Source organism: Methanothermococcus thermolithotrophicus DSM 2095, from assembly GCF_000376965.1.
Taxonomy (GTDB): domain Archaea; phylum AGJL01; class Methanococci; order Methanococcales; family Methanococcaceae; genus Methanothermococcus; species Methanothermococcus thermolithotrophicus.
This window is the reverse complement of sequence record NZ_AQXV01000036.1, coordinates 1-22408: the sequence shown is the minus strand read 5'-3', so window position 1 is coordinate 22408 and position 22408 is coordinate 1. Positions and strand designations below refer to the sequence as shown.

Genomic DNA, 22408 nt, shown 5'->3' with positions numbered 1-22408 from the left:
TCTATCTATTTGCAAATTTTTATTGCCTCTTCAATTAACCGTTCTGCAATATCTTCTTCTGAAACACTGGACAATCCTTCCCAAGATGGTGTTCCATTGACTTCAAGAACTTTTAAACCTTCTTCACTTTCAATTAAATCAACCCCTCCATAAACAAGACCTACGGCATTTTTTGCCTTCACTGCAATTTTTTCAAGTTCGTTTGTTATTTCACACTTTTCAGGAGTTCCATCTCGGTGAATGTTGGTTATCCAATTATTTGAAACCCTATACATTGCAGAAACTACCTCATCGCCAATAACAAAAGCTCTTATGTCTCTGTAGGTATTTTTGCCATCTTGAGTATTACCATAACCATGATTCTTTGGAGGATTTACGAACTCTTGAATATAAAATACCCCATGTTCACTTTTGAAATTGTTGAGGACATTTAATTTTGAAACCATCGACCTATGATTTAGCCGTACAATACCCTTTCCTTGATTGCCAAAAAGTGGTTTTAAAACACAATCCCCAAATTGTTCTGTCCATGTGAGTGCTTTGTTTATATCTTCTGTAACAACAGTTCTTGGACTGGGTATTCCATTCACTTCCATTAAAAAAGATGTTCTGTATTTATTCCCTGCGTTTTCAATCCCGTCTGTTGGATTTATCAATGGAACATAATTCTCCAGATACTTAAGAGCATCAAACCTGTAGAACATTTCAGGACCTTCCCCAATATTCCTTACAAATACACAATCCAAATCCAAAATATCTCGATTGTTAAGTTTAAGTTTAAAATCCAGACCTATTGAAGAAACTATCCTTGATGGTTTTATAAAAATAGGCCTTATATCATATTTTTCCATTGATTTTTCCAGTTGGACAGTAATCCAATCCACTTCCTCAGATATTATTCCCATCTTCATATTTTCACATTAAATATTTTCAACCATCTTTTTCAACTTTACAATAACTGGAGTTGGATTATGGAATGCCTTTGCAGTGTATGTTTCCACACCATTTTCATTCAATAACTTTACAAACTCTTCGTTTATTTCCTTTCCAAATACCAGAGCCAAAGCCTTTGCACCATATACCATCTTATAAGTAACTATATAGTTAACTGCGGCGTCATTGTGGGCAAATCCAATAATAAGATCTACATCAAATTTGTCCCTTAAACCGTCCTCTATGCTTTGAAAACCGACTCCTTTTAAATACTTCTTTTCAGGATCTGCAGCTTCTATTAACTTCAGAGCAGCAGGATTTGCAGATACGTAAACTTCATGACCTTTATTTTTTAACATATTGAGTAAATATATGAATGAAGGAATTAAAACTGGTGGTTCAGGACATCCCAATAAAATCATTATCTTCATTAAATCACCTTTTTTAGTGTTAATATGTGTGTCATAACGAAGAAATAAAGAAAGATATGATATTATATTTAAAAATTAAAAGTTTAGATTTTTAAAACTCTACCAGAATTTCAACTTAGACAATAAACCTTCCCCTTCTTCTTTCTTTTTCTTCCTATCTTCAACTTTTTTATTTGATTTTATGTATTCTTCCATAGGTACCCTTAAAACATAGCTACCATAACAAGGCTTTGTGTAGGGGAATACTACATAATTTTCATCATAACCTACCGGTATTGGTGGAATACCTATTAACATAACACCCTCTACGATTTCCTCCCCCGCATTTAATTCACGAATATTTTTATAGTTCTTTTTAATGTATTCTGCACATTCTTTAAAAGATCCATTAAATAGTATCTCGTAGTTGTAGTTGTCAATACAGGACATGTTTTTCACCCATAAATAAAGGGAAGTTTTATTATTCTAAATAAATAGCTGATTTGTATGGAATTGCGTACTTTTTCTTACCTTTAATATCTTCCCCATTAACTATTATTTCACATTCAAATTCTTTACCAATAAACTCTTTAGCATTTTCTAATATATCAACTTCATCTATAACTTTCTTAACCCCTATTTTCATAATATCATTTATCAACTTTGGAATCTGCTTTCCATATTTTCTGTATTCCTCATTCTTCATAATCATTGGGATGATCTGTTTTGCATTTTTATCCTGGTTGTTGTATATAAAATCAAGGATATCGTACTTCCACTGGTCTGCAGTATAGAGGTATATTTTCTTTGGCTCTATCTTTGCAACATCTACGATGCTTCTTATATCCTCAATAACTGATTTTACGAATTCTTCACCTAGCTCCAAAGTTTCATCAATATATTCTTCCTTAACTTCTGGGAATAATTCTGTTGATACAAATGTGTCTTTACCTAATTTTTCCCAGATCTCTTCACAGATGTGAGGAGTTATTGGGGCCAATATCTTAGTCCAGACTTCCACAACTTCCCTTAAAACCTTTTTATTGTCTCCACCTCTTCTTCTGTACCATCTTAAATCGTTCATTAATTCATAGAACAGAATACCTATTCTTCTGAGGTGGAACTCGTCGTATGATTCATCTGCAACTTTAACTGAGTTATATGCCTTATGTAACAGCCATTTATCGATTAATTTCAGTTCTTTGTATTCTTCATCACTTATTTTTTCATTTACATCCAGAGTTTCCATTGCTAGCTCATAGAATCGTATTAAATTCTCTCTGACTTTTTCCATTTCCTTGAACTTTATGTCTGCATCCTGCGGGAGCTCCGCACAAGTTGTGATATAGAATCTTCCAACATCTGGTCCGAATTTTTCAGCAACCTCCATAACAGGAAGCACTGGTCCTTTGGATTTTGAAAGTTTTTTGCCTTCAATTGTAACATAACCGTTAATTACAATACCCCTTGGCCAGAGCTCTTCCTTGAATATTGCCACGTGGTTGAATATCATGAATGTCAAATGGTTAGGGATAAGGTCTTTTGCAGAGCATCTCCAATCAAGCGGATAGTAGTATAGGAATTCTTTTCTCATTTCATCAATTAAGCTTTCTGGAATGCCTGTTTTCTCTGAGATTTCACTAATGTTGCCTCTTTCTAAGTATATGTAGTCAAATAATTCTTCGGTTAATTGCTCTGGTTTTAGGTTATTTTCGTTTATAAATCTGGCTATGGTGTAGTAAGCCATATAAATCGTACTGTCAGATAAACTCTCAATTATCCAGTTCTTGTCAAATGGCAGTTTAGTTCCAAGACCTTTTTTCCTTGCACAGGCTTTATTTTTCATCCAGTCTATCTTGTTATGGAAGTCTGTTCTGACACTTTCAGGAATAAAGTTCATTCTGTCAACACATTTATGGGCAAGTTCCTTCCATTCTTCATCTGAATAGGTTATAAACCACTGCCCTTTAACAGTTTTAATTATACATTTGGTTCCACATCTACAAACCACTTTTGGTTCTGAAAATTCATACATTATTTCTGCAAGGCCTTTTTTAACAAGGTCTTTTGTAAGTTTTTCCTTAATTTCCTTAACTGGGACTCCTTCATATTCTCCACAGTTTTTGTTTAATTTACCTTTGTGGAACTCATCCTTATAGATTTTATTTGTGGCTTTTTCAAGTAATTCTTCGTCATTTTGGTTCTTTATTCCCATCTTTTCCACAATTTCCTTTGCAGGATGTTCTCCATAACCTTCAATCTCTATGAGTGAAATAAGCCCTACTTCGTCAACTTTTCCCAAATCCCTCAATGCAGTATAGTCATAGGGTGCGTGAGCTGGAACACTCATAACACAGCCAGTACCAATTTCTGTTTCAACGAATTCTGCAGGGAATATTGGGACTTCTTTTTTTGTTAATGGGTTGATTACATTTTTACCAATGAGCTCATCTCCCTTAAATTCCCTAACTATCTCTATGTGTTTATCCTGGTGGCTGAGTTTTTCACCGCATTCCTTACTGAAAATCCACATTCCATCGTATTCAAGTTCAATATCTTCACTATCCAACTTTTGAACTTCATTGAAAACCTTAGCCAGTACGTATGTTTTCTCTGGATTTACCCAGGCATTTGTAACTCCAAATATTGTCTCAGGCCTCAATGTAGCCATCGGTATGGTACATTCTTCTCCATCAAAGTTAATTTTGAACTTTAAGAGTACATATTCAATAAGTGTGGCTTCCTCACCATGCAGTAAATCGTGGTCTTCAACAGGGTTGTCACATTTTGGACAGTATCTAACAGGGTGGGAACCTTTTGTAATATATCCTTTTTCTTTTAACTTTAAAAACTGCCATTCTACAAACTTTTTAAAGACTTCATCATCTGTTTTGAAGTTTCTTCTCCAATCCAGGGAAAATCCCATACTTTTAAATGCTTCAGTGGCTTTTTTAGAAAAATACTCCACTATCCTTTCAGGAGTGTCTAACGTTACAAGATCATCCATTGGTATGTTGTGTAATTTGTTGTAGGCCCAGAGTATGTTTTCACTTTTTTCTTTAATCTGTTCTGCAAGACCTAAAATAGGAGTTCCTGTAACGTGATATCCAAAAGTCCATAGTACATTCTTATTTTTCATCCTCTGATACCTTGCAATGACTTCAGGTATCGTAAAGGTCCTTAAGTGACCTGCATGTAAAACACCATTTAGATATGGAAAAGCAGCAGTAATAAAGAATTTTTCCTTCTGTTCATCGGCATTTGTTTCAAATATTTTATTTTCGTCCCATTTTTTCTGCCATTTTTTCGTGATTTCCATTAAATCTAATTTTTCTTCCATGTTTTCCCTCCGATAAATATAGTCGTTCTGCAAATGAGTTTCATGTATAATTATATTAAATTTGATTGGAGTGTCTGATTGTACCGTGATTTAAAATTTCAATGACTTTAAATAACATATAAAAATATATCAAATTAATATTAAAATTATTTTAATTTGATTAATTTACTTATTCAGTTAATTCAATTAATTCAATTAATTCAGTTGATTTAAATAATATTCACATAAATTATATAAATATATTTTATAGATACCTAGGAAAGAGTAATAAAATCTATTATAACGTATATTATTTTGATTAAAAATAAATAAATACAAACTGGTGGAATAATGGACTTTTCTAAATGGTACGGCGATATTTTAGAGAGAGCTGGGATATATGATTTGAGATATCCTATCAAAGGTTGCGGTGTTTACCTACCTTATGGTTTTAAAATAAGGAGATATTCATTTGAAATAATAAGAAAATTACTCGATGAAACAGGGCATGATGAAACACTTTTTCCTATGCTAATACCTGAAGATTTACTTGCAAAAGAAGGGGAACACATTAAGGGTTTTGAGGACGAAGTTTACTGGGTAACTCACGGTGGTAAAACACCTCTTGAAGTAAAGCTTGCATTGAGACCCACATCTGAAACTCCAATATACCACATGATGAAGTTATGGACAAAGGTACATACCGACCTTCCTATAAAGATATACCAAGTTGTAAACTCATTTAGATATGAAACAAAGCATACAAGACCTTTAATCAGGTTAAGAGAAATAATGACATTTAAGGAAGCTCACACTGCCCACTCAACAAAAGAAGAAGCTGAAGAACAAGTAAAAGAGGCTATAGAAGTTTACAAAAAATTCTTTGATGAGCTCGGAATTCCTTATTTAGTATCAAAAAGACCGGAATGGGACAAGTTTCCAGGGGCAGAATACACAATGGCATTTGATACAATTTTCCCAGATGGAAAAACCATGCAGATTGGCACAGTACACAACTTAGGCCAAAACTTTGCAAAAACTTTTGAAATTGAATTCGAAACTCCTGATGGAGGCAAGGATTATGCCTACCAAACATGCTACGGTATTTCAGACAGAGCAATAGCCTCAGTAATAGCAATTCATGGAGATGAAAAAGGTCTTGTAATTCCGCCGGATATAGCTCCAATCCAAATAGTATTGGTACCTCTGTTATTCAAAGGAAAGGAAGAAATTGTAATGGAAAAAATAAACGAGCTCCAGAAAGTTTTAAAGAACAAGTATAGAATCCACCTAGATGATAGAGATATAAGACCTGGAAGAAAGTTCAACGATTGGGAGCTGAAAGGAGTTCCTTTGAGAATTGAATTAGGTCCAAAGGATATTGAAAACAAAAAATTAACACTGTATAGAAGAGATACTGGCGAAAAATTCCAGATAGATGAAGAAAACGCACTTGAAGAAATAGAAAACATACTGCATTCAATAAAAGAAAATATGAGAGAGAATGCATGGAAAAAATTTGAAGAGTTCATAACTATAGTTGAATACAATAAAGAAGAGGGGTTAGAATCATTTGGCGATAAAATCAGAACCATATTAAATGATAAAAAAGGAATAGTTTTAATACCTTACAATGAGAATATATATAATGAAGACTTGGAAAACTCTGTTGAAGCTTCAATTTTAGGTACTACAACATACGATGAAAATGAGTATATTGCAATTGCAAGGACATACTAAAATAATTATCAAATATCTACCAAATACTTTCTAAATATTTACTAAACGCTTTAATACTATACCATTAATATTTAACAATACCAATACCTAAAACCACTTTTATTTTAGATAAAAACCGTAGAGTATATAAACTATATTATCTAAAAAAATGAATATTAAAAAATTCTTCTAAATCTTAATTCTCACTTATTATTATCTAATAAAGTAAAGAATTTGTGAAAGGATTTTAATTAGTTCAGCACATAATGGTGATAATATGGAATCCCATATGGAAATTTATAAACAATATATGAAGGGGACGACTACAGTAGGTTTAATTTGTGATGATGGAGTAGTTTTAGCCACAGACAAAAGAGCTACCATGGGGAACCTCATAGCCGACAAAGAAGCGAAAAAGTTATATAAGATTGACGACTACATAGCAGTGACAATAGCAGGAAGTGTAGGGGATGCCCAATCGCTCGTAAGAATAATATCAGCTGAAACAAAAATCTATAAAATGAGAACTGGGAACAACATGACCCCTCTATCCTGCGCAACATTAATGAGTAATATTCTACATGGTAATAGACATTACCCTCTTTTAACACAGCTGATAGTTGGTGGCTACGACCAACTTCATGGTCCTAGGTTATATTCATTAGATCCCCTTGGCGGAATAAATGAAGAAACGTCATTTACTGCCACAGGTTCTGGATCTCCAACTGCATACGGTGTTTTGGAATCAGAATATAAAAGAGACATGGATATTAAAAAAGGTATAAAAGTAGCTGCTAAAGCACTTGTTTCAGCCATGGAAAGAGATGCTTTCTCAGGAAATGGAATGTCACTTGCGACAATAAATAAAGACGGAGTAAAACTATTTTCAGATAAAGAAACCGATGACATCGTATCAAAAATAAAAAAAGGAAGAAGTAATAAATAATTCATATAATAGATCAGTATTTCTTTTTAAGAACTATGTTTGTTTTATTCATTTTTACAATACCTCATTTTATTTTCAAAAGGATATTTTAACATAATTTTAAATGTCAATTTTAATAAGGAGGGAACTATTTTGTCAGCAGAAGATATTTTAAACGAGATAAAGGAAGAAGTAATAAAGAGAGCTCCAGGAAATGCGGCAATAACTGATGTTCAATTCGAAGGTTCAGAAGTTGTAATATATGCAAAAAATCCGGAGATATTTTCTAACTCTTTTATCAAAGAACTTGCAAGAGACTTCAGAAAAAGAATTGCCATAAGACCAGATCCTTCTGTTTTAGTAGATCCTGAAATTGCAAAGAACAAAATTTTAGAAATTGTTCCAGATGATGCTGAAATAACGAACTTCATATTTGATGCAAATACTGGAGAGATAATAGTAGAATCAAAAAAACCAGGACTCGTAATTGGTAAGGAAGGAAGCACTTTGGAAGAAATAAAAAAAGCCATAAGATGGGCTCCAAAACCTGTAAGAACTCCACCAATACCTTCTGAAACCATTAAAGCAATAAGAGCCACACTTTACAGAGAAAGAGCCGATGTTAAGGAAATACTAAGAAAAATCGGAAGGAGAATCCATAGAGATGTTAGATTGAGAGAAGACTGTTGGGTAAGAGTTTCTTTTTTGGGAGGTAGTAGGGAGGTTGGAAGAACTAGCCTGTACCTACAAACTCCTGAAAGTAGAATTTTAATAGACTGTGGAATAAACATTGCAGTTGAAGGGGATAAGGCATTTCCGCATTTTGATGCTCCCGAATTTTCAGTTGAAGAGATTGATGCAGTTGTGATAACTCATGCCCATTTAGACCACTGTGGATTTGTTCCAGGTTTATTTAGATATGGCTATGATGGACCAGTTTACTGTACAAGGCCCACCAGAGACTTAATGACACTTTTACAGAAGGACTACCTTGAAATTGCTGAAAAAGAAGGCAAACCTACACCATACTCATCAAAAGATATTAAAAAATGTGTTAAGCACACCATACCTATAGATTATGGAGTTACAACCGACATATCCCCTGCTATAAAACTTACACTACACAATGCAGGCCACATATTAGGTTCCGCCATTGCTCACTGCCATATTGGGGATGGACTTTACAACATAGCATATACTGGAGATTTAAAGTTTGAATCTTCAAGACTGTTAGAACCTGCAGTCTGTCAATTCCCAAGATTGGAAGCTCTGATAATTGAATCTACCTACGGTGGGTATGAGGATGTTTTACCTGAAAGGGATGAAACTGAAGATTACTTCTTAAGAACTGTGGCAGAAACAATAAGTAGAAAAGGTAAGGTCATAATCCCAGTATTCGGTGTTGGTAGAGCTCAGGAATTGATGTTAGTTTTAGAAGAAGGCTACAATCAAGGAATATTCAACGCACCAGTTTACTTGGATGGTATGATATGGGAAGCTACTGCAATACATACTGCATATCCAGAATACCTCTCAAAGAACATAAGAAATAGAATATTCCACGAAGGAGATAATCCTTTCCTTTCAGAAGTGTTTAGAAAGGTTAAAAATACAAACGATAGAAGAAACATAATTGATAGTGATGAACCTTGTATAATCCTAACAACATCAGGAATGCTTAGCGGTGGGCCTAGTGTTGAATACTTTAAAGCTTTAGCTTCAGATGAAAAGAACGCAATAGTATTCGTTGGTTATCAGGCAGAAGGTACGCTTGGAAGAAAAATACAAAAAGGATGGAACGAAATACCACTCATGGGGAAAAACGGAAAAACCAAAGCTGTTAAAGTAAACCTCCAAGTTCATACTTTAGAAGGGTTTTCAGGGCACAGCGACAGAAAACAGTTGATAAGATATTTAAGAAAACTCAAACCAATGCCTGAGAAAATATTTACGGTTCATGGAGAAGTTTCAAAATGTATTGATTTAGCAAGTACTGCATACAAACTGTTTAAAAAAGAAACTAGAGCTCCTATGAATTTAGACAGTATCAGAGTAAAATGAGCAGAATAATAAATGAGCAGAATAATAAATGAGCAGAATAATAATATTGCAACTATAAAAATTTATTTTTTTCTTTTTCTATTTTTTTCGTTTTTACTCTTTTATAATTATTTAAATATTAGGGCATCCATATTTTATACTGTACAGTTAGGAGGAGTGACCATGGATAATTTAAAGAAACTTATGGTTCTTTTGATGGTAGTTTTAATGCCTACCGCCTTTGGGAAGAGTGTGATATTGGTTAGTGACAATTTTGCAGACGGTTTAGCTGCAGAAGTTGTTCAATCAATATTTAACGATACAGAGATAGTACGAGCTCCATGGGGTGAGTATAACGAAAGTATAGTTAATCAGATTATGGAAATATCTCCCGAAAACATAATAATAATCGGCGGACCTGTAGCAGTTCCAGTGGAGTACGAAGAAGCGTTAAATGAATCAAATGTTTCGATAGAAAGATTGTATGGGCCTACAAGGTACGAAACCAACAAAAGAATTCTTGAAAGGTTCAAAGAACAACTTAAGAACAGAAAGATTGTAATAGTCTATGGAGAAGATGGAGAAATCACAGTTGAAAATAATGTCACTGTGGTATTATCCAATGGAACCAATATAACTATTGATGAAGATGAATTAGAAGAACTGAACACTTCAGAAGTTGTGATTGTAGAAAATCCAATGCTAAATAAAAATTTAATTATGAACAGGTTTAAAAACCGTGGTTTCAACGTAAGTACAAAGGCAATGCCTCAAGAAGTGTTGAAAAAAATCGTTGAAAAAAGATTGGATAGACTAGAATCCAAAGTTCAAAGATTGAAAGGTCTTCCTATTAGCGCTCAGGAAGAAACTTCTATCGCAGAGTTGGAGCAGAATTTAGAAGAGATTCAAACTCTCATAGATAACGGGGAGTATCAAGAAGCCTACAAATTAGAGATAATCACTGAAAGAATGATCTTAAATAAAATCCGAGTAAAAGCAGAAGCACACCGTGGTAAAGGTAAAGTCATTAAAAATGAAATTAAGAACAAGATTAAAAACAAAGTTAAGGAAAAAGTTAAAAAAAGAATCAAAAATGATTCAGATGCTGATAACGACGATGATAACGCCCCAGCATCAGTAGATATTTCATCAGATACTACGGTGAATATTAGTTCTAACAGTACAACCGTAAGTACCTCTACAAACATAACTGTAAATAATGTAAATACTTCAGTAACTTCAGAGTAATGCTATTCCATTATCAATGCTTTCTAATTTATATAGTTTATATCCATTATTTTTTTCGATTGTCGTTTTTAAGTTGTTTTATGTTATTATTTCCTACTTAGGAGACGTATATAAACCTAAGAGCAAACAAAACTGCAAAAACATAAACTAGCCAATGTACCTCTTTTGCCTTTCCACTTAACACCTTAAGAACAGGATAGAATATAAATCCTAAAGCAAGACCTGTAGCTATACTGTAAGTTAACGGAATTGAAATCATGGTTATAAAAGAAGGTATTGCCTCAGAAGTATCGTCCCAATTTATGTTTTTTATCGCAGATATCATCAAAGAACCAACAATAATCAGTGCTGGTGCAGTTGCATAGGCAGGTATTGACTTAACAAACGGGTAGAAGAATGGAGAAATCAAAAACAACAATGTAACTACAACAGAAACAAACCCTGTTCTTCCACCAAGCCCAATACCTGAAGCTGATTCTATGTAGGTTGTAACTGTCGAAGTACCGAATAAAGAACCTATTGAAGTACCTACTGAGTCTGACATCAATGCTTTGTCTATTCTCGGGAGTTTCCCCTCTTTCATATATCCTGCCTGTGAGCTCAGGGCGCTTAATGTACCTAATGTATCAAATAAATCTACAAAGAAGAATGACACTATAATTGATATCAATCCAATATTCAACGCCCCGATTACATCCAATTGTAAAAATGTTGGAGCTATTGATGGTGGCATTGAAACTATTCCTTCAGGTAATGGGATACTCCAAGTAACATCCCAATAGCTGCAGTTAATACAATATCCCAAAGAATGGAACCAATTACTTTTCTACACATCAGCCCTGCAGTTATAAAAAGCCCAAATAATGCTAAAAGTGTATGTGGTTCCAATATATTACCGAGAAACTAGGGTGGCTTCATTTGCAACGATAACCCCTGCAGACTTCAAACCAATAAATGCAATAAATAGACCAATACCTGCTGCAGTACTGTATTTCAAGGCACTTGGTATTGCATCAAAAATCCAAGATCTCACTTTAGTCAAAGTTAACAATATAAACAATACACCTGAAATAAACACAGCACCTAATGCCACCCTCCAATCAACGCCCATACCTAAACATACGCCGTAGGTAAAGTATGCATTAAGTCCCATTCCGGGAGCAAGTGCAAATGGATATTTTGCATAAACTCCCATAATCAAAGTTGCAATTGCCGCAGATAAACACGTGGCCAGCATAACCGCTCCGAAATCCATTCCGGTTATACTCAATATTGCAGGATTAACAAAAATAATATATGCCATTGTCATAAAAGTTGTTAACCCAGCTAAGGTCTCTAACTTAAAATTGGTACCATACTTATCGAACTCAAAATACTGTTCAATCTTTTTTAACATGACTACCTCCCCCATAACATATACTGTTATATAATTTAGAATATAAAAATTATTTCCATTATAATTATCATAATCTTAGAAAAAATGAAAAAACAAAATAAACAGTTTTTAGTGATAGAGATGTTTAAGAGAGATGAAGTTATAAAGCTGGCAAATAAAGACTTTGAAAAGGCATGGTTGGAAACAAAGAAGCTGATAAAAAACAAGCACATAGACAGGCAATATCCAAGAATAAAACCAATATATGGAAAAACACATCCTGTTATGGATACAATCGAGAGATTGAGACAGGCATATTTAAGGATGGGATTCGAAGAGTACATAAACCCCGTTATTGTGGATGAAAAAGATATATATAAACAGTTTGGTCCTGAAGCCATGGCTGTGTTGGACAGATGTTTTTATCTGGCAGGCCTTCCAAGACCTGATGTTGGTTTAAGTGATGAAAAGGTAAAGAAAATAGAAGGATTAGGCATAAAAATTACAGAAAATTTGAAAGAAGGGTTAAGAAGAATATTACATCAATACAAAAAAGGTACATTGGATGGAGATGATTTAGTTTTTGAAATTGCAAAAGCCCTAAACACATCAAATGAAATGGGTTTAAAGATTTTAGAAGAAGTATTTCCAGAATTCAGAGAACTAAAACCTGTAGCATCTGCACTAACATTGAGAAGCCATATGACTTCAGGATGGTTCATATCTGTTGCAGAGCTCGTTAACAAAAAGCCATTACCATTTAAACTGTTTTCAATAGACAGATGTTTTAGAAGAGAACAGAGAGAAGATAGGAGCCATTTAATGACCTATCACTCTGCATCCTGTGTCGTTGTTGGAGAGGATGTGGACATAAACGATGGAAAAGTAGTTGCAGAAGGTTTGTTATCTCAGTTTGGATTTACAAAGTTCAAATTTATACCTGACGAGAAAAAAAGTAAATATTACACTCCTGAAACCCAAACTGAAGTTTATGCATACCATCCAAAATTAAGAGAATGGATTGAAGTTGCTACATTTGGTGTATATTCGCCTATAGCCCTCAGTAAATATGGAATAGATGTTCCCGTTATGAATTTAGGGCTTGGAGTAGAAAGGCTTGCCATGATATCTTATAATTATGGCGATGTAAGGGAAATGGTATATCCTCAGTTCTATGAAAACGTTTTAAGTGATAGAGATATAGCTGCGATGATAAACTTGGATAAAGTCCCAATAACCGACGAAATATACGACTTAGCCGATGAATTAATCAGATTATGCATTGAAAATAAAGATAAACCTTCACCTTGCAGCGTAGAACTTAAAAAGAAGATAAAATTCTACAAAACAGAAAAAACAATAAAAATAAAAATATTCGAGAAAGAAGAAGGTAAAAAACTATTGGGGCCTTCAATACTTAACGAAGTCTATGTCTATGATGGAAATGTTCTAGGAATTCCTGAAAGTTTAGACAACGTGAAAAAAGAATTCTACGATTTACTTAAAAAAGGTAAAGAAGAAGGAGTTCCAACAGGTTTCAGATATATAGATGCCCTAAGCTTTAAGATAATGGCAAAAATAGAGGAAGCTCTAATATCAAACAACGATAAGTTAAAGGTAAAGGTACCGATTGTAAGGGGTTTAAGCGATATTAACTTAAAAATAGATGATATTGCACTAAAACAGATAATGGGTAAAAGTAAAGTAATAGATGTTAGAGGTCCAGTATTCCTAAATGCTGAGATTGAAATAAAATAATAAATTATAATAAAAATAAGAAATAAATAATAGAAAATAAGAAAATAGAAGAATTAAATTTCACTTATTAATTCCCTTATAGCTTCTTCTACATTTTTAGCTTTTACAACTCCAGATGCTAATAAAACACCATCAGTTCCAAGTTCCAATGCTGATTTAACATCTTCTCCTTTTGATATTCCTGCACCGCAGAGTATAACAACATCTTTGTTTATTTTTCTAACTTCTTTAACTGTTCCTTCCACAATTTCTGGATTTGCCTTTGATACAGGAATTCCTGATCCTATCAACTCTGGAGGTTCAATGGCTATTGAATAAGGTTCTAAAGCTGCTACGGCTTTTGAAACATTTATGTTGTTCGTACATACAACTGTTTCAAGGTCCAATTTTTTTGCAGTTTCTATACAGTTTTCAATATCTGCCAATAACATTCTTTTTTCAGAATGGTTTAATAAAGTCCCTCTTAAGTTACAGTCCTTTAACGCCTCTGGCAATATGTGGCCGGTATGGCTTCCAGGACTTATTGAATCAAAATGCTGAGCATAAACAGGAATACTTACATCTTCAGCTATCATTCTTAAATCCATAAATTGAGGTGCCACCCCAATTGTTATTCCACTTTCTTCAGCTACCTTTTCTGCAGCTTTTGCAATTTCTAAACCCTTTTTACCTACGCTCTCAAGGTATGTTTTATAGTTGATTATTACAATGGGTTTAATATTACCACCCGCTATTTTTTGGATAAAAGATATAAAAAAGTAAATTTATTTTTTGATTTGTTTTAGGGCTTCTTCTATTTCGGAATTTTTATGTACAATCATTGAAAGAGCTCTTGTAATTCCAACTACATCTTTATGCTGGAAAACGTTTCTACCTGCTGCCACTCCTGCAGCTCCTGCTTCTATAGCATCTTTAACCATTCTTAAGAATTCTTCATCGGTGTTTGTTTTAGGTCCTCCTGCTATAACGATAGGAACTGGACATCCTTTAACAACATCCTTGAATGAATCTATGTCTCCAGTATAACTTGTTTTTATAATGTCTGCACCTAATTCAGCACCTAGTCTCGCGGCATGAGCTACCACTTCAGGTTCTCTCTCATCCTCTATTTTTCTTCCTCTTGGGTACATCATTGCAATTAAAGGCATGCCCCAGTATTCGCAGATTTCAGCTATTCTACCTAAATCGCTGTACATCTCGCAGTCGGTATCTGCACCTACGTTAACATGTATTGATACAGCATCTGCACCCATTCTAATGGCTTCCTCAACTGTTGTAACTATGACCTTTTTATTTGGGTCAGGCGATAAAGAAGTTCCTGCTGATAGGTGAACTATCAAACCTATGTCTTTTCCGTATCCCCTATGGCCGTGTCTCACTATTCCCTTATGTTCTACAACGGCGTTTGCTCCACCATCGGCTACTAGATTGACAATTTTTTTCATGTCAGTTAATCCTTCCAATGGACCTGATGATACTCCATGATCCATTGGGATTATTACGGTCTTTTCGCTTTCTTTATTGAATATTCTTTCCAATCTGATGATTTTTCCTATATTTCTGACACTGTCAAACAGCTTCATGTAACCACCATCTATAAAAGTTCACCATATAAATTAATCACATTGGTATTTAGGTCATGCAATTGGTTTCATTATAACCAATTGCTTTATAGGTAATAAACTTACCTAATGGGTGAGACCCGCACCCTCCTACCTGGTACTGTATTCCCAGTTCGCTTACGAAGTAAGCGAGCAACGAAATCCGAAGGATTTCGCCTATTGCTTTTATATATAAACAGCCTTTGGAGTTAATAACATATTTAAACTATTAAAAACATTCTGTCCTGTTGAAAATACTTTTTTCATAATGTTAAAAGCTCCGTTAATGTCTGCATTTAACACTTTACCGCATTTGCTACAAACATATAAACCCCTATACTTCCTACTACTCTTCCGAACAACACCACAATTGCTACACATTTGAGAAGTGTAGCTTTCTTCAACTAAAACAACTTTAATATTATACTCTTCCGCTTTATAAACAATTTTATCAATTAAGGTCTTAAATGGTATCAAAGTGAAAGTTTGGTTATTCCTTTTTCCCAAACTTACTTCCTGCTTCCAATCATCATTGTAGCCAATGATGATTTTAGAAACTTTATTTTTGATACAATAATCAACTACAAATCTGCTAACCTTATGTATCCAATCACTGACTTTAAAATTCCTTTTATTTATCAACCTCCTTAACTTTTTACCTGATTTTATATTCTGCTTATCATAAATAGATTTTAGATAAGAACTTACCTTATTGAAAAACTGGTTAATGGATTTGATACCTTTACCGTTATCTTTGATGATAATAGGTTTATCACCAAAGTTATTAACCATTGTTATTATGTTTTTCATCCCTAAATCAATGGAGACGATTTTATTATTGTTTAGTTCTACTGTTGTTGGTTCTTTCTCGTAGATTATTTCTACTTTATAATTGTTTAAGATTGATATTAATCGGACTTCTCTTATATTGGTGTTATCTGGTAGTCGTGTAGGGACTGTTAAATTTATTTTCCTTGGGAATCGTAATTTTCCATCTTTTATTTTACACTGCTGATTAGTAAATATTAACATATAACTACCATCCTTTGGTTTAAAGGATGGTGGTTTTGGACGGTTCTTAAACTTACTTGGGTTGTTTTTATACTCTTTTAGACCTTTAAAATATGATTTCCAGTCCCTACTGACCATTTTTAGTATTTGTTGTGCTGACTGTGTTGGTAGTTCTTTGTAGTTTTCACTATCTTTCAGCATATTGTTTAAATCATAATAGGATAGTAATTTGTTTTCTTTTAGACTTTGTTTTATTAAGTATGTTGCTTGATTGTATAGGTTTTTTGATATGTGAGCGTAATAATCTAATGTTGGATTTCTATTTATAAATATTATTTCAGTTCGTTTCATTAAGACCAACTCTTAATTTAGTGTTAGTCAAATGGTATTATTATTTAATAATATTTGAAACATTTGTTTAAAATTGTGAGCTATAGCTTATGAACATAGCCATATGCAGAATTTTTTAAAAGTATAATACGTATAGTAAATAAGAGTAATTTATAATTTAGTTGTTTGACAATTAAATAATATAAATATATACATATACCATGTTATATTTATGATTACTCTATCCTGTAAATATCCACGGGAATATCTGAAGACTTCTTTTTGTGGAAATCATATATTTTAGGAACTCTAAAACTTGCCTGGAAGATATTGGTTATTATTCTTCCTTTCTCCTTAACATAGTTAATTATAAAGTCCCTTGTTGGAGTGTTGTGGATGGTGTATATCACATCTCCGATTTCTAAAGCCTTATTTAAAAAAACTCTATCTGCGTATTTTTTCTGAGCTCCGAACGGAGGGTTTTGAATAACAACTTTTTTTAAATTTGAATTTTCTTCTAAAAAACTACGGTCAATGTCTCTAACATCCATTTTTAAAAAAACGATGTCTAAATCGTCAGATGAAGTTGCAAAATCCTCAACTTTATTTTTGACTAATTCTACGTTTTCCTTTGCAGTCTCAATTGTTTCTTCATCAATATCAATTCCTAAAGCTTTTTTAGCACCAAGGAGTTTTGCACCTATCGCCAACTTACCTGTACCGCATCCAAGATCGATGACAAAATTATCTACGATATCGTCCTTTGCAAAAAAGAGTATTTCACTAGCCAATTTTCCTTCAATTGTATATTGTTCTAAGTGGGGTTTAGGCCTAGGATGTGGCTTTAAATTGTCCAATATAATTTCTAAGTGTTTCTTTTTCATGGAATCTCCCCAAAATTAGTAGTTCTGCAATACGACTCTTAAAATTTTTAATTTGAATTACTTAGATTATAATACTTCTAAATTGAAATTTAATATAAATTGTTTATGACAATATTCGCAGAACGACTATAGTATATACATTACGGTTAATACATACGTAAAATAGAAACTATTAACAAAAATAAAAAAATAATTATTAATATTTAACTTACCCTCCCCCAACATTTAGAAAAGATACATCCCAACCTTTGGAAAATGTTGATCCAAAGTTTCGATGATCTTTGTAATATGTGACAAATTAATTAATCATCAATTTATTCAATGTTGATTTCTTTTTTAACTGATGTCTCTGCCTTAGGAAGTGATATTATAAGCATACCATTTTCGAATTTAGCAGAGGAATTGCTTTCTTTAACTGGTGTTGGAAGTTTTATTGTCCTGTATATTTCTTCGTCTTCTGGAATTTCAGAATATATAACTCTTTCAGATTCTGTTACCATCATTGGAGCTCTTTTTGCCCTCAATTCAAGCGTGTCTCCAATTGCATTAATTACAATATCTTCTTTATTTACTCCTGGAAGCATTGCCATAACTTTTATAGTGTCATCGCCTTCGATTAATGTTATAGGCAAGTATCCCTTACCTGAGATTTCTACACCCATACCGCCTGTTGAACCCATTTTATATGTCATTCTACTCATAGGTGCAGCGGTTGAAAATACTTCCATCATCATTTTTTCTATTTCTGAGAAAGGATCTCTTCCGAACATGATATCACCCACCTCATTATTATTATCATTGCTTTATTGTTACTTTGAGGTTCTATATAAATTTTTCGGTTTTGTGTGAATTTGTGTCAATACCATGCATAACAGTAAAAGAAAATAATATAACAACCCACGCCATTATGATATATGTATCAGAATTGACTTATGGATAATGTTAAACTTATGTTTATTATGGTGGTATTATGTTTGGAAGTTTAAAGGAAAAATTGAGTAAAACTGTGTCAAAAATAACTGAAAAAATATATTCAAAGGGTAAAGCTGAAAAAAAACCAGATGTTACAAAAGAGGCTCCTCCCAAGGAAGAATTAAAATCGACCCCCGTTGAATCTAAAACCGAACCATATGAAACTAAACAAATAATTAAAACTGAAACAGAATCTGGGCCAGGAACTGAACCTAAAACCGAGGAAAAGAAAAAAGAAAATAAAAAAGTAGGTTTTCTTGATAGGTTTAAAATTACAAAAACCATTAAAAAGGTCCTTGGAAAAGATGTTGTACTAACTGAAGACGATATAGAAGAAGTTTTAGATGAAATGGAGCTCGAGCTCTTAGAAGCTGATGTGGCCTATGAAGTTGTTGAAAAAATTATAGAATCTTTAAAAGAACAGTTGGTAGGTACAAAAATCTCTGCAAAGGATGACCCTGAAGAGATTACAATAAATGCTTTGAAAAATGCTATAAGAGGTATATTATCTCAAAAATCCATTAACATATACGATATAATAGAGGAAAAGAAAAAATTAAATGAACCTGCTGTTTTTGTATTTGTCGGAATAAACGGAACTGGAAAAACTACCTCAATAGCCAAGCTTGCTTACAAATTAAAAGAAAAAGGGTATTCAGTAGTTTTAGCTGCAGGTGATACATTTAGAGCAGGTGCAATTGAACAGTTAGAAGAACATGGGAAAAATGTTGGAGTTAAAGTTATAAAACATCAAAAAGGTGCAGACAGTGCAGCTGTAATATACGATGCAATACAGCACGCCAAGGCAAGAGGTATTAACGTTGTTTTAGCCGACACTGCAGGAAGGCAGGCTACAAACATCAACCTAATGGATGAGATTAGAAAAGTTGTAAGGGTAACAAAACCAGATTTAACAATATTTGTAGGAGATTCCCTTGCTGGAAACGATGCCATAACCCAGGCTGAAGAATTCAACAGAGCTGTAAATGTTGATGGTGCAATATTAACAAAAGTGGATGCAGACGCAAAAGGAGGAGCTGCATTATCCATAGCTTATTCAATAGGAAAACCTGTTCTATTTATGGGGGTCGGTCAGAGATACGGCGATTTACAGGAATTCGATGTAGATTGGATGATCAATAAGTTATTTGGAGATGATGAAGAAGTTAAGTTCTCCACTGAGAGGGAATTTTAATAAAAAACTTCTTTTAAGTTACCAATTTTCCTTAAAATTTTTACAATCATTTTATTATGTATATTTTAGAATTTTTTCCATATTCATTGTATTCCCTAGCATTTATGGTTAAACAAGTAATAGCTTTTTCCATAAATAACATAATTACTAATCTAAAATAAAAAAGTAAATTAAAAATATTTTAATACTAAATAATCCATAATATCAATGATTAAAATGCACTGGGAGGTATATTATGGCGATTAAAATTAGTGATTTGTTGGAGAAAAAAATATACACAACAGATGCCATATATGTTGGAAAAGTCTATGATGCAATGATCGACACTGAAAAGTCATCAGTTAGTGGTATAGTGGTATCAGATGTCTTTGACGGTTGTTTAAGGGAATTGATAGAAGACCCATCTAAAAAAATAGTCTTACCTTACAACTTAGTCACAGCAATAGGAAACATCATATTAATAAAACCTCCAGTAAAGAGAGAAAACTATCCTCAGCAATAAACCTTAAAGTGATGCTAATGTTAAAAATTGGAATAGTAGGATGCGGAACAATAGCCACACTGATTACAAAAGCAGTGATTTCTAAAAAACTAACAAATTCAAAAATATTGGCAGTTTACGATAAAAATCTGGACAAATCAGAATTTCTAGCAGAAGTATCTGGTGCAGAAGTTTGTAACTCAGTGGATGAATTAGTAAAAAAGGACATAGATATAGTGGTAGAATCTGCATCAGTTAAGGCAGTTGAGGATGTTGTAGAAAAATCCTTGAACCATGGAAAAGACGTCATTGTAATGAGCGTAGGTGCCTTTGTGGACAAAGAATTGTACATAAAACTCCGAAATCTTGCAGAAGAAAAGCAGAAAAGAATATACATACCTTCAGGAGCCATTGCAGGAATTGATGCAATTAAATCAGCATCCCTTGGTAAAATCAAAGAAGTAGTTTTAACTACGACAAAACCTGTTGAAGGTTTAAAAGATGCTCTTAAAAACCAAGGAATCGATTTTGAAAACATTAAAGAACCTACCGTAGTTTTTGAAGGAGATGTTTTTGACGCAATTAACAATTTCCCGATGAACATTAATGTTTCCGTTATTCTTTCACTGGCATCTAATTTTCCTGCAAAGGTAAAGATAGTTGCAGACCCAAATGCCACAGTTAATATGCATGAAATTTTTGTAAGAGGTTCTATTGGCACCGTAAGAACCACAGTTGAAAACTATCCATGTAAGGATAATCCAAAAACATCTGCATTGGCGGCATACGCTGTTATACAACTTATAAAAGACCTTTCAGAACCCATAAGGATTGGGACGTAAATAATCTGCAACGCAGGTTTTCCCATCTCCGTTTCACTATTCTGAAGCTAAAAAGTATTTAAAAAAGGTTATTGCATGGGAGCTTAAAAAAATTTCAAATCTGTATTTTATCAATCCATAATCTTACAACCATGGGAATTTTACTGATTTTTCATCAAAAATAAGATAATCGAATATTAGAGTGTAGCTACACCCAATATCCTTATTTTTGCACTGCCATCTAAAAGAACGGCTTTTTCACCGTTTTCATAGGCAATTGGTTTTATTAGTTTCAGTTTGATTTTATCCCCTTCTTTTTCGACTACTTTACTACTTACAGACTGTAAACCACATATTATCTGGTAGCCTTCACCTACTTTTATCTCCTTGTTTGAATAAGGGTTCCACTTCATTTCGAGCTCGATTTCATCTGAAACATTTAACTCCCCATTTGAGAGAATCATCCCCCTTTCTAATTCTTCCGTATTAGTTCCTTTTAATGCCAATCCGACCCTTGAATTAAAACCTGCCTCTTTAACATCTTTGTCGTTTACCTGGATACTTCTTACCATTGCCTTTTTTTCAGTTGGATATATTCTAAGGTTGTCATGGATTTTAACTGAGTCTCCTTTTTCAACCTTACCTAAAATAACTGTTCCAACACTTCTAACTGTGAAAAAATGGTCTATAGGGATTTTTACAAAACTTGTATCTCCTTCCTTTAGTGGAAGCTCCATCATCTTTTCCCTTATCTGAATATAATCTTTTTCCATAAATTCAAAGTCTTTCATTGAAGTTTTTGAAATTATTGCTTTCAACTGTTCAACATCAACGTATTCTCCAACTACAAAAGCACCTTCTTTGACTTCGAGCATATCCAAGGCTAAAAGAGTTTCCCCAAGTTCTGGTTTTATCTCATCTACAAATACAAGGGCATAATCGGCCATATTTATTGCATAGATCAATGGATGAATCCTTTCAGGATACCTCGTAGGTTCAACAAAAAATACTGAATCATCATCTTTTTTGTAGTTGTAAAGGGTTATATCTGTTGATGTACCTTTTTTTCCAAGGTTCTTTCCAGCATCTTCAAAATCTCCAAATAATCCTATTCCTATATTTTTCATAGAGCTCACCAGAGTATTTCATAATTCGTTTTTGAGATTAATATCTGATTGATCTAATTATATATTAAACTTCTGAAAACTAAAGCGTAAAGTATATATACTACTTATTACTTCTATAAGTATGTTCTGAGCAGGGGTGGTCGAGCCTGGACAAAGGCGCCGGACTTGAAATCCGGTGGAGCTTTGCTCCGCAAGGGTTCAAATCCCTTCCCCTGCGCTTTACTTTTTTGATAAAAATAAGGCTATTTTAACCGCATTT

General features: G+C 33.5%; 18 protein-coding genes, 1 tRNA gene and 1 pseudogene. 9 read left to right on the top strand and 11 right to left on the bottom strand.

The window, feature by feature from the left end:
* Positions 1-5: 5 nt before the first annotated feature.
* The 4 genes from mptN to leuS all read right to left on the bottom strand — a co-directional run bounded on the left by mptN (position 6) and on the right by leuS (position 4683).
* Entirely contained in the window at positions 6-911 is a 906-nt protein-coding gene (gene mptN, locus F555_RS0102605; RefSeq protein WP_018153664.1) for a tetrahydromethanopterin:alpha-L-glutamate ligase, read from the bottom strand.
* A gap of 9 nt (positions 912-920) precedes the next feature.
* Positions 921-1364, bottom strand: a complete 444-nt coding sequence (locus F555_RS0102600; RefSeq protein ID WP_018153663.1) for a DUF1890 domain-containing protein — start codon at positions 1362-1364, stop codon at positions 921-923.
* A gap of 99 nt (positions 1365-1463) precedes the next feature.
* Positions 1464-1793 (bottom strand): DUF1894 domain-containing protein, encoded by a 330-nt coding sequence (locus F555_RS0102595; RefSeq protein ID WP_018153662.1) that lies wholly within the window; start codon positions 1791-1793, stop codon positions 1464-1466.
* A 31-nt stretch (positions 1794-1824) separates the two neighbouring features.
* Positions 1825-4683 carry a leucine--tRNA ligase gene (gene leuS / locus F555_RS0102590; protein ID WP_018153661.1) on the bottom strand — a complete coding sequence of 953 codons (2859 nt, stop codon included), beginning with the start codon at positions 4681-4683 and terminating at the stop codon, positions 1825-1827.
* A 330-nt stretch (positions 4684-5013) separates the two neighbouring features.
* On the opposite strand from leuS, the gene proS reads away from it, so the two are divergent.
* From proS to F555_RS09185, 4 genes are all read left to right on the top strand, one after another.
* Positions 5014-6402 (top strand): proline--tRNA ligase, encoded by a 1389-nt coding sequence (gene proS, locus F555_RS0102585; RefSeq protein WP_018153660.1) that lies wholly within the window; start codon positions 5014-5016, stop codon positions 6400-6402.
* A gap of 256 nt (positions 6403-6658) precedes the next feature.
* Positions 6659-7327, top strand: coding sequence for an archaeal proteasome endopeptidase complex subunit beta (psmB, locus tag F555_RS0102580; RefSeq protein ID WP_018153659.1), 669 nt, complete (start codon positions 6659-6661; stop codon positions 7325-7327).
* A 132-nt stretch (positions 7328-7459) separates the two neighbouring features.
* Positions 7460-9367 (top strand): beta-CASP ribonuclease aCPSF1, encoded by a 1908-nt coding sequence (locus tag F555_RS0102575; protein WP_018153658.1) that lies wholly within the window; start codon positions 7460-7462, stop codon positions 9365-9367.
* 162 nt (positions 9368-9529) lie between these two features.
* The gene (locus tag F555_RS09185; RefSeq protein WP_018153657.1) at positions 9530-10594 is read left to right on the top strand and encodes a cell wall-binding repeat-containing protein; all 1065 of its coding nucleotides are present in this window, start codon (positions 9530-9532) and stop codon (positions 10592-10594) included.
* 97 nt (positions 10595-10691) lie between these two features.
* Here the strand turns inward: F555_RS09185 and F555_RS08935 are convergent.
* Positions 10692-11990, bottom strand: a pseudogene (locus tag F555_RS08935) (NCS2 family permease).
* A gap of 120 nt (positions 11991-12110) precedes the next feature.
* Between F555_RS08935 and sepS the strand changes: the two are divergent.
* Positions 12111-13727 carry an O-phosphoserine--tRNA ligase gene (gene sepS, locus F555_RS0102560; protein ID WP_018153656.1) on the top strand — a complete coding sequence of 539 codons (1617 nt, stop codon included), beginning with the start codon at positions 12111-12113 and terminating at the stop codon, positions 13725-13727.
* 53 nt (positions 13728-13780) lie between these two features.
* Here the strand turns inward: sepS and tpiA are convergent, their stop codons facing one another.
* The 5 genes from tpiA to F555_RS0102535 all read right to left on the bottom strand — a co-directional run bounded on the left by tpiA (position 13781) and on the right by F555_RS0102535 (position 18323).
* Complete coding sequence (tpiA, locus tag F555_RS0102555) at positions 13781-14446, bottom strand: triose-phosphate isomerase (RefSeq protein ID WP_026182921.1); 666 nt, start codon at positions 14444-14446, stop codon at positions 13781-13783.
* A 45-nt stretch (positions 14447-14491) separates the two neighbouring features.
* On the bottom strand, positions 14492-15310 hold the full coding sequence (locus F555_RS0102550; protein WP_018153654.1) for a 2-amino-3,7-dideoxy-D-threo-hept-6-ulosonate synthase: 819 nt from the start codon (positions 15308-15310) through the stop codon (positions 14492-14494).
* A gap of 204 nt (positions 15311-15514) precedes the next feature.
* Complete coding sequence (locus tag F555_RS08930; protein ID WP_018153653.1) at positions 15515-16690, bottom strand: RNA-guided endonuclease InsQ/TnpB family protein; 1176 nt, start codon at positions 16688-16690, stop codon at positions 15515-15517.
* A 215-nt stretch (positions 16691-16905) separates the two neighbouring features.
* On the bottom strand, positions 16906-17553 hold the full coding sequence (locus F555_RS0102540; RefSeq protein ID WP_018153652.1) for an METTL5 family protein: 648 nt from the start codon (positions 17551-17553) through the stop codon (positions 16906-16908).
* Positions 17554-17867: 314 nt separating this feature from the next.
* Positions 17868-18323: an Hsp20/alpha crystallin family protein gene (locus F555_RS0102535; protein ID WP_018153651.1), complete on the bottom strand. Its 456-nt coding sequence runs from the start codon at positions 18321-18323 to the stop codon at positions 17868-17870.
* A gap of 200 nt (positions 18324-18523) precedes the next feature.
* On the opposite strand from F555_RS0102535, the gene ftsY reads away from it, so the two are divergent.
* From ftsY to F555_RS0102520, 3 genes are all read left to right on the top strand, one after another.
* On the top strand, positions 18524-19720 hold the full coding sequence (gene ftsY / locus F555_RS0102530) for a signal recognition particle-docking protein FtsY (protein ID WP_018153650.1): 1197 nt from the start codon (positions 18524-18526) through the stop codon (positions 19718-19720).
* A gap of 235 nt (positions 19721-19955) precedes the next feature.
* Complete coding sequence (locus tag F555_RS0102525) at positions 19956-20222, top strand: PRC-barrel domain-containing protein (RefSeq protein WP_018153649.1); 267 nt, start codon at positions 19956-19958, stop codon at positions 20220-20222.
* Between the two features lie 17 nt (positions 20223-20239).
* A complete protein-coding gene (locus F555_RS0102520; protein ID WP_018153648.1) occupies positions 20240-21043 on the top strand; it encodes an aspartate dehydrogenase in 804 nt (267 codons plus the stop codon).
* A gap of 176 nt (positions 21044-21219) precedes the next feature.
* On the opposite strand, the gene F555_RS0102515 is transcribed toward F555_RS0102520, so the two are convergent.
* Positions 21220-22149 carry an EF-Tu/IF-2/RF-3 family GTPase gene (locus F555_RS0102515; protein ID WP_018153647.1) on the bottom strand — a complete coding sequence of 310 codons (930 nt, stop codon included), beginning with the start codon at positions 22147-22149 and terminating at the stop codon, positions 21220-21222.
* 130 nt (positions 22150-22279) lie between these two features.
* Between F555_RS0102515 and F555_RS0102510 the strand changes: the two genes are divergently transcribed.
* A tRNA-Ser gene (locus F555_RS0102510) sits at positions 22280-22366 on the top strand.
* Positions 22367-22408: the final 42 nt, after the last annotated feature.

Bases quoted from the DNA above. Each gene is read 5' to 3' on its own strand.
- F555_RS0102520 (WP_018153648.1), top strand. From the start codon at position 20,240: ATGTTAAAAATTGGAATAGTAGGATGCGGAACAATAGCCACACTGATT.
- F555_RS0102600 (WP_018153663.1), bottom strand. From the start codon at position 1,364: ATGAAGATAATGATTTTATTGGGATGTCCTGAACCACCAGTTTTAATT.
- F555_RS0102540 (WP_018153652.1), bottom strand. From the start codon at position 17,553: ATGAAAAAGAAACACTTAGAAATTATATTGGACAATTTAAAGCCACAT.
- ftsY (WP_018153650.1), top strand. From the start codon at position 18,524: ATGTTTGGAAGTTTAAAGGAAAAATTGAGTAAAACTGTGTCAAAAATA.
- F555_RS0102535 (WP_018153651.1), bottom strand. From the start codon at position 18,323: ATGTTCGGAAGAGATCCTTTCTCAGAAATAGAAAAAATGATGATGGAA.
- psmB (WP_018153659.1), top strand. From the start codon at position 6,659: ATGGAATCCCATATGGAAATTTATAAACAATATATGAAGGGGACGACT.
- F555_RS09185 (WP_018153657.1), top strand. From the start codon at position 9,530: ATGGATAATTTAAAGAAACTTATGGTTCTTTTGATGGTAGTTTTAATG.
- proS (WP_018153660.1), top strand. From the start codon at position 5,014: ATGGACTTTTCTAAATGGTACGGCGATATTTTAGAGAGAGCTGGGATA.
- sepS (WP_018153656.1), top strand. From the start codon at position 12,111: ATGTTTAAGAGAGATGAAGTTATAAAGCTGGCAAATAAAGACTTTGAA.
- F555_RS08930 (WP_018153653.1), bottom strand. From the start codon at position 16,690: ATGAAACGAACTGAAATAATATTTATAAATAGAAATCCAACATTAGAT.
- F555_RS0102525 (WP_018153649.1), top strand. From the start codon at position 19,956: ATGGCGATTAAAATTAGTGATTTGTTGGAGAAAAAAATATACACAACA.
- leuS (WP_018153661.1), bottom strand. From the start codon at position 4,683: ATGGAAGAAAAATTAGATTTAATGGAAATCACGAAAAAATGGCAGAAA.
- F555_RS0102515 (WP_018153647.1), bottom strand. From the start codon at position 22,149: ATGAAAAATATAGGAATAGGATTATTTGGAGATTTTGAAGATGCTGGA.
- F555_RS0102595 (WP_018153662.1), bottom strand. From the start codon at position 1,793: ATGTCCTGTATTGACAACTACAACTACGAGATACTATTTAATGGATCT.
- mptN (WP_018153664.1), bottom strand. From the start codon at position 911: ATGAAGATGGGAATAATATCTGAGGAAGTGGATTGGATTACTGTCCAA.
- F555_RS0102550 (WP_018153654.1), bottom strand. From the start codon at position 15,310: ATGAAGCTGTTTGACAGTGTCAGAAATATAGGAAAAATCATCAGATTG.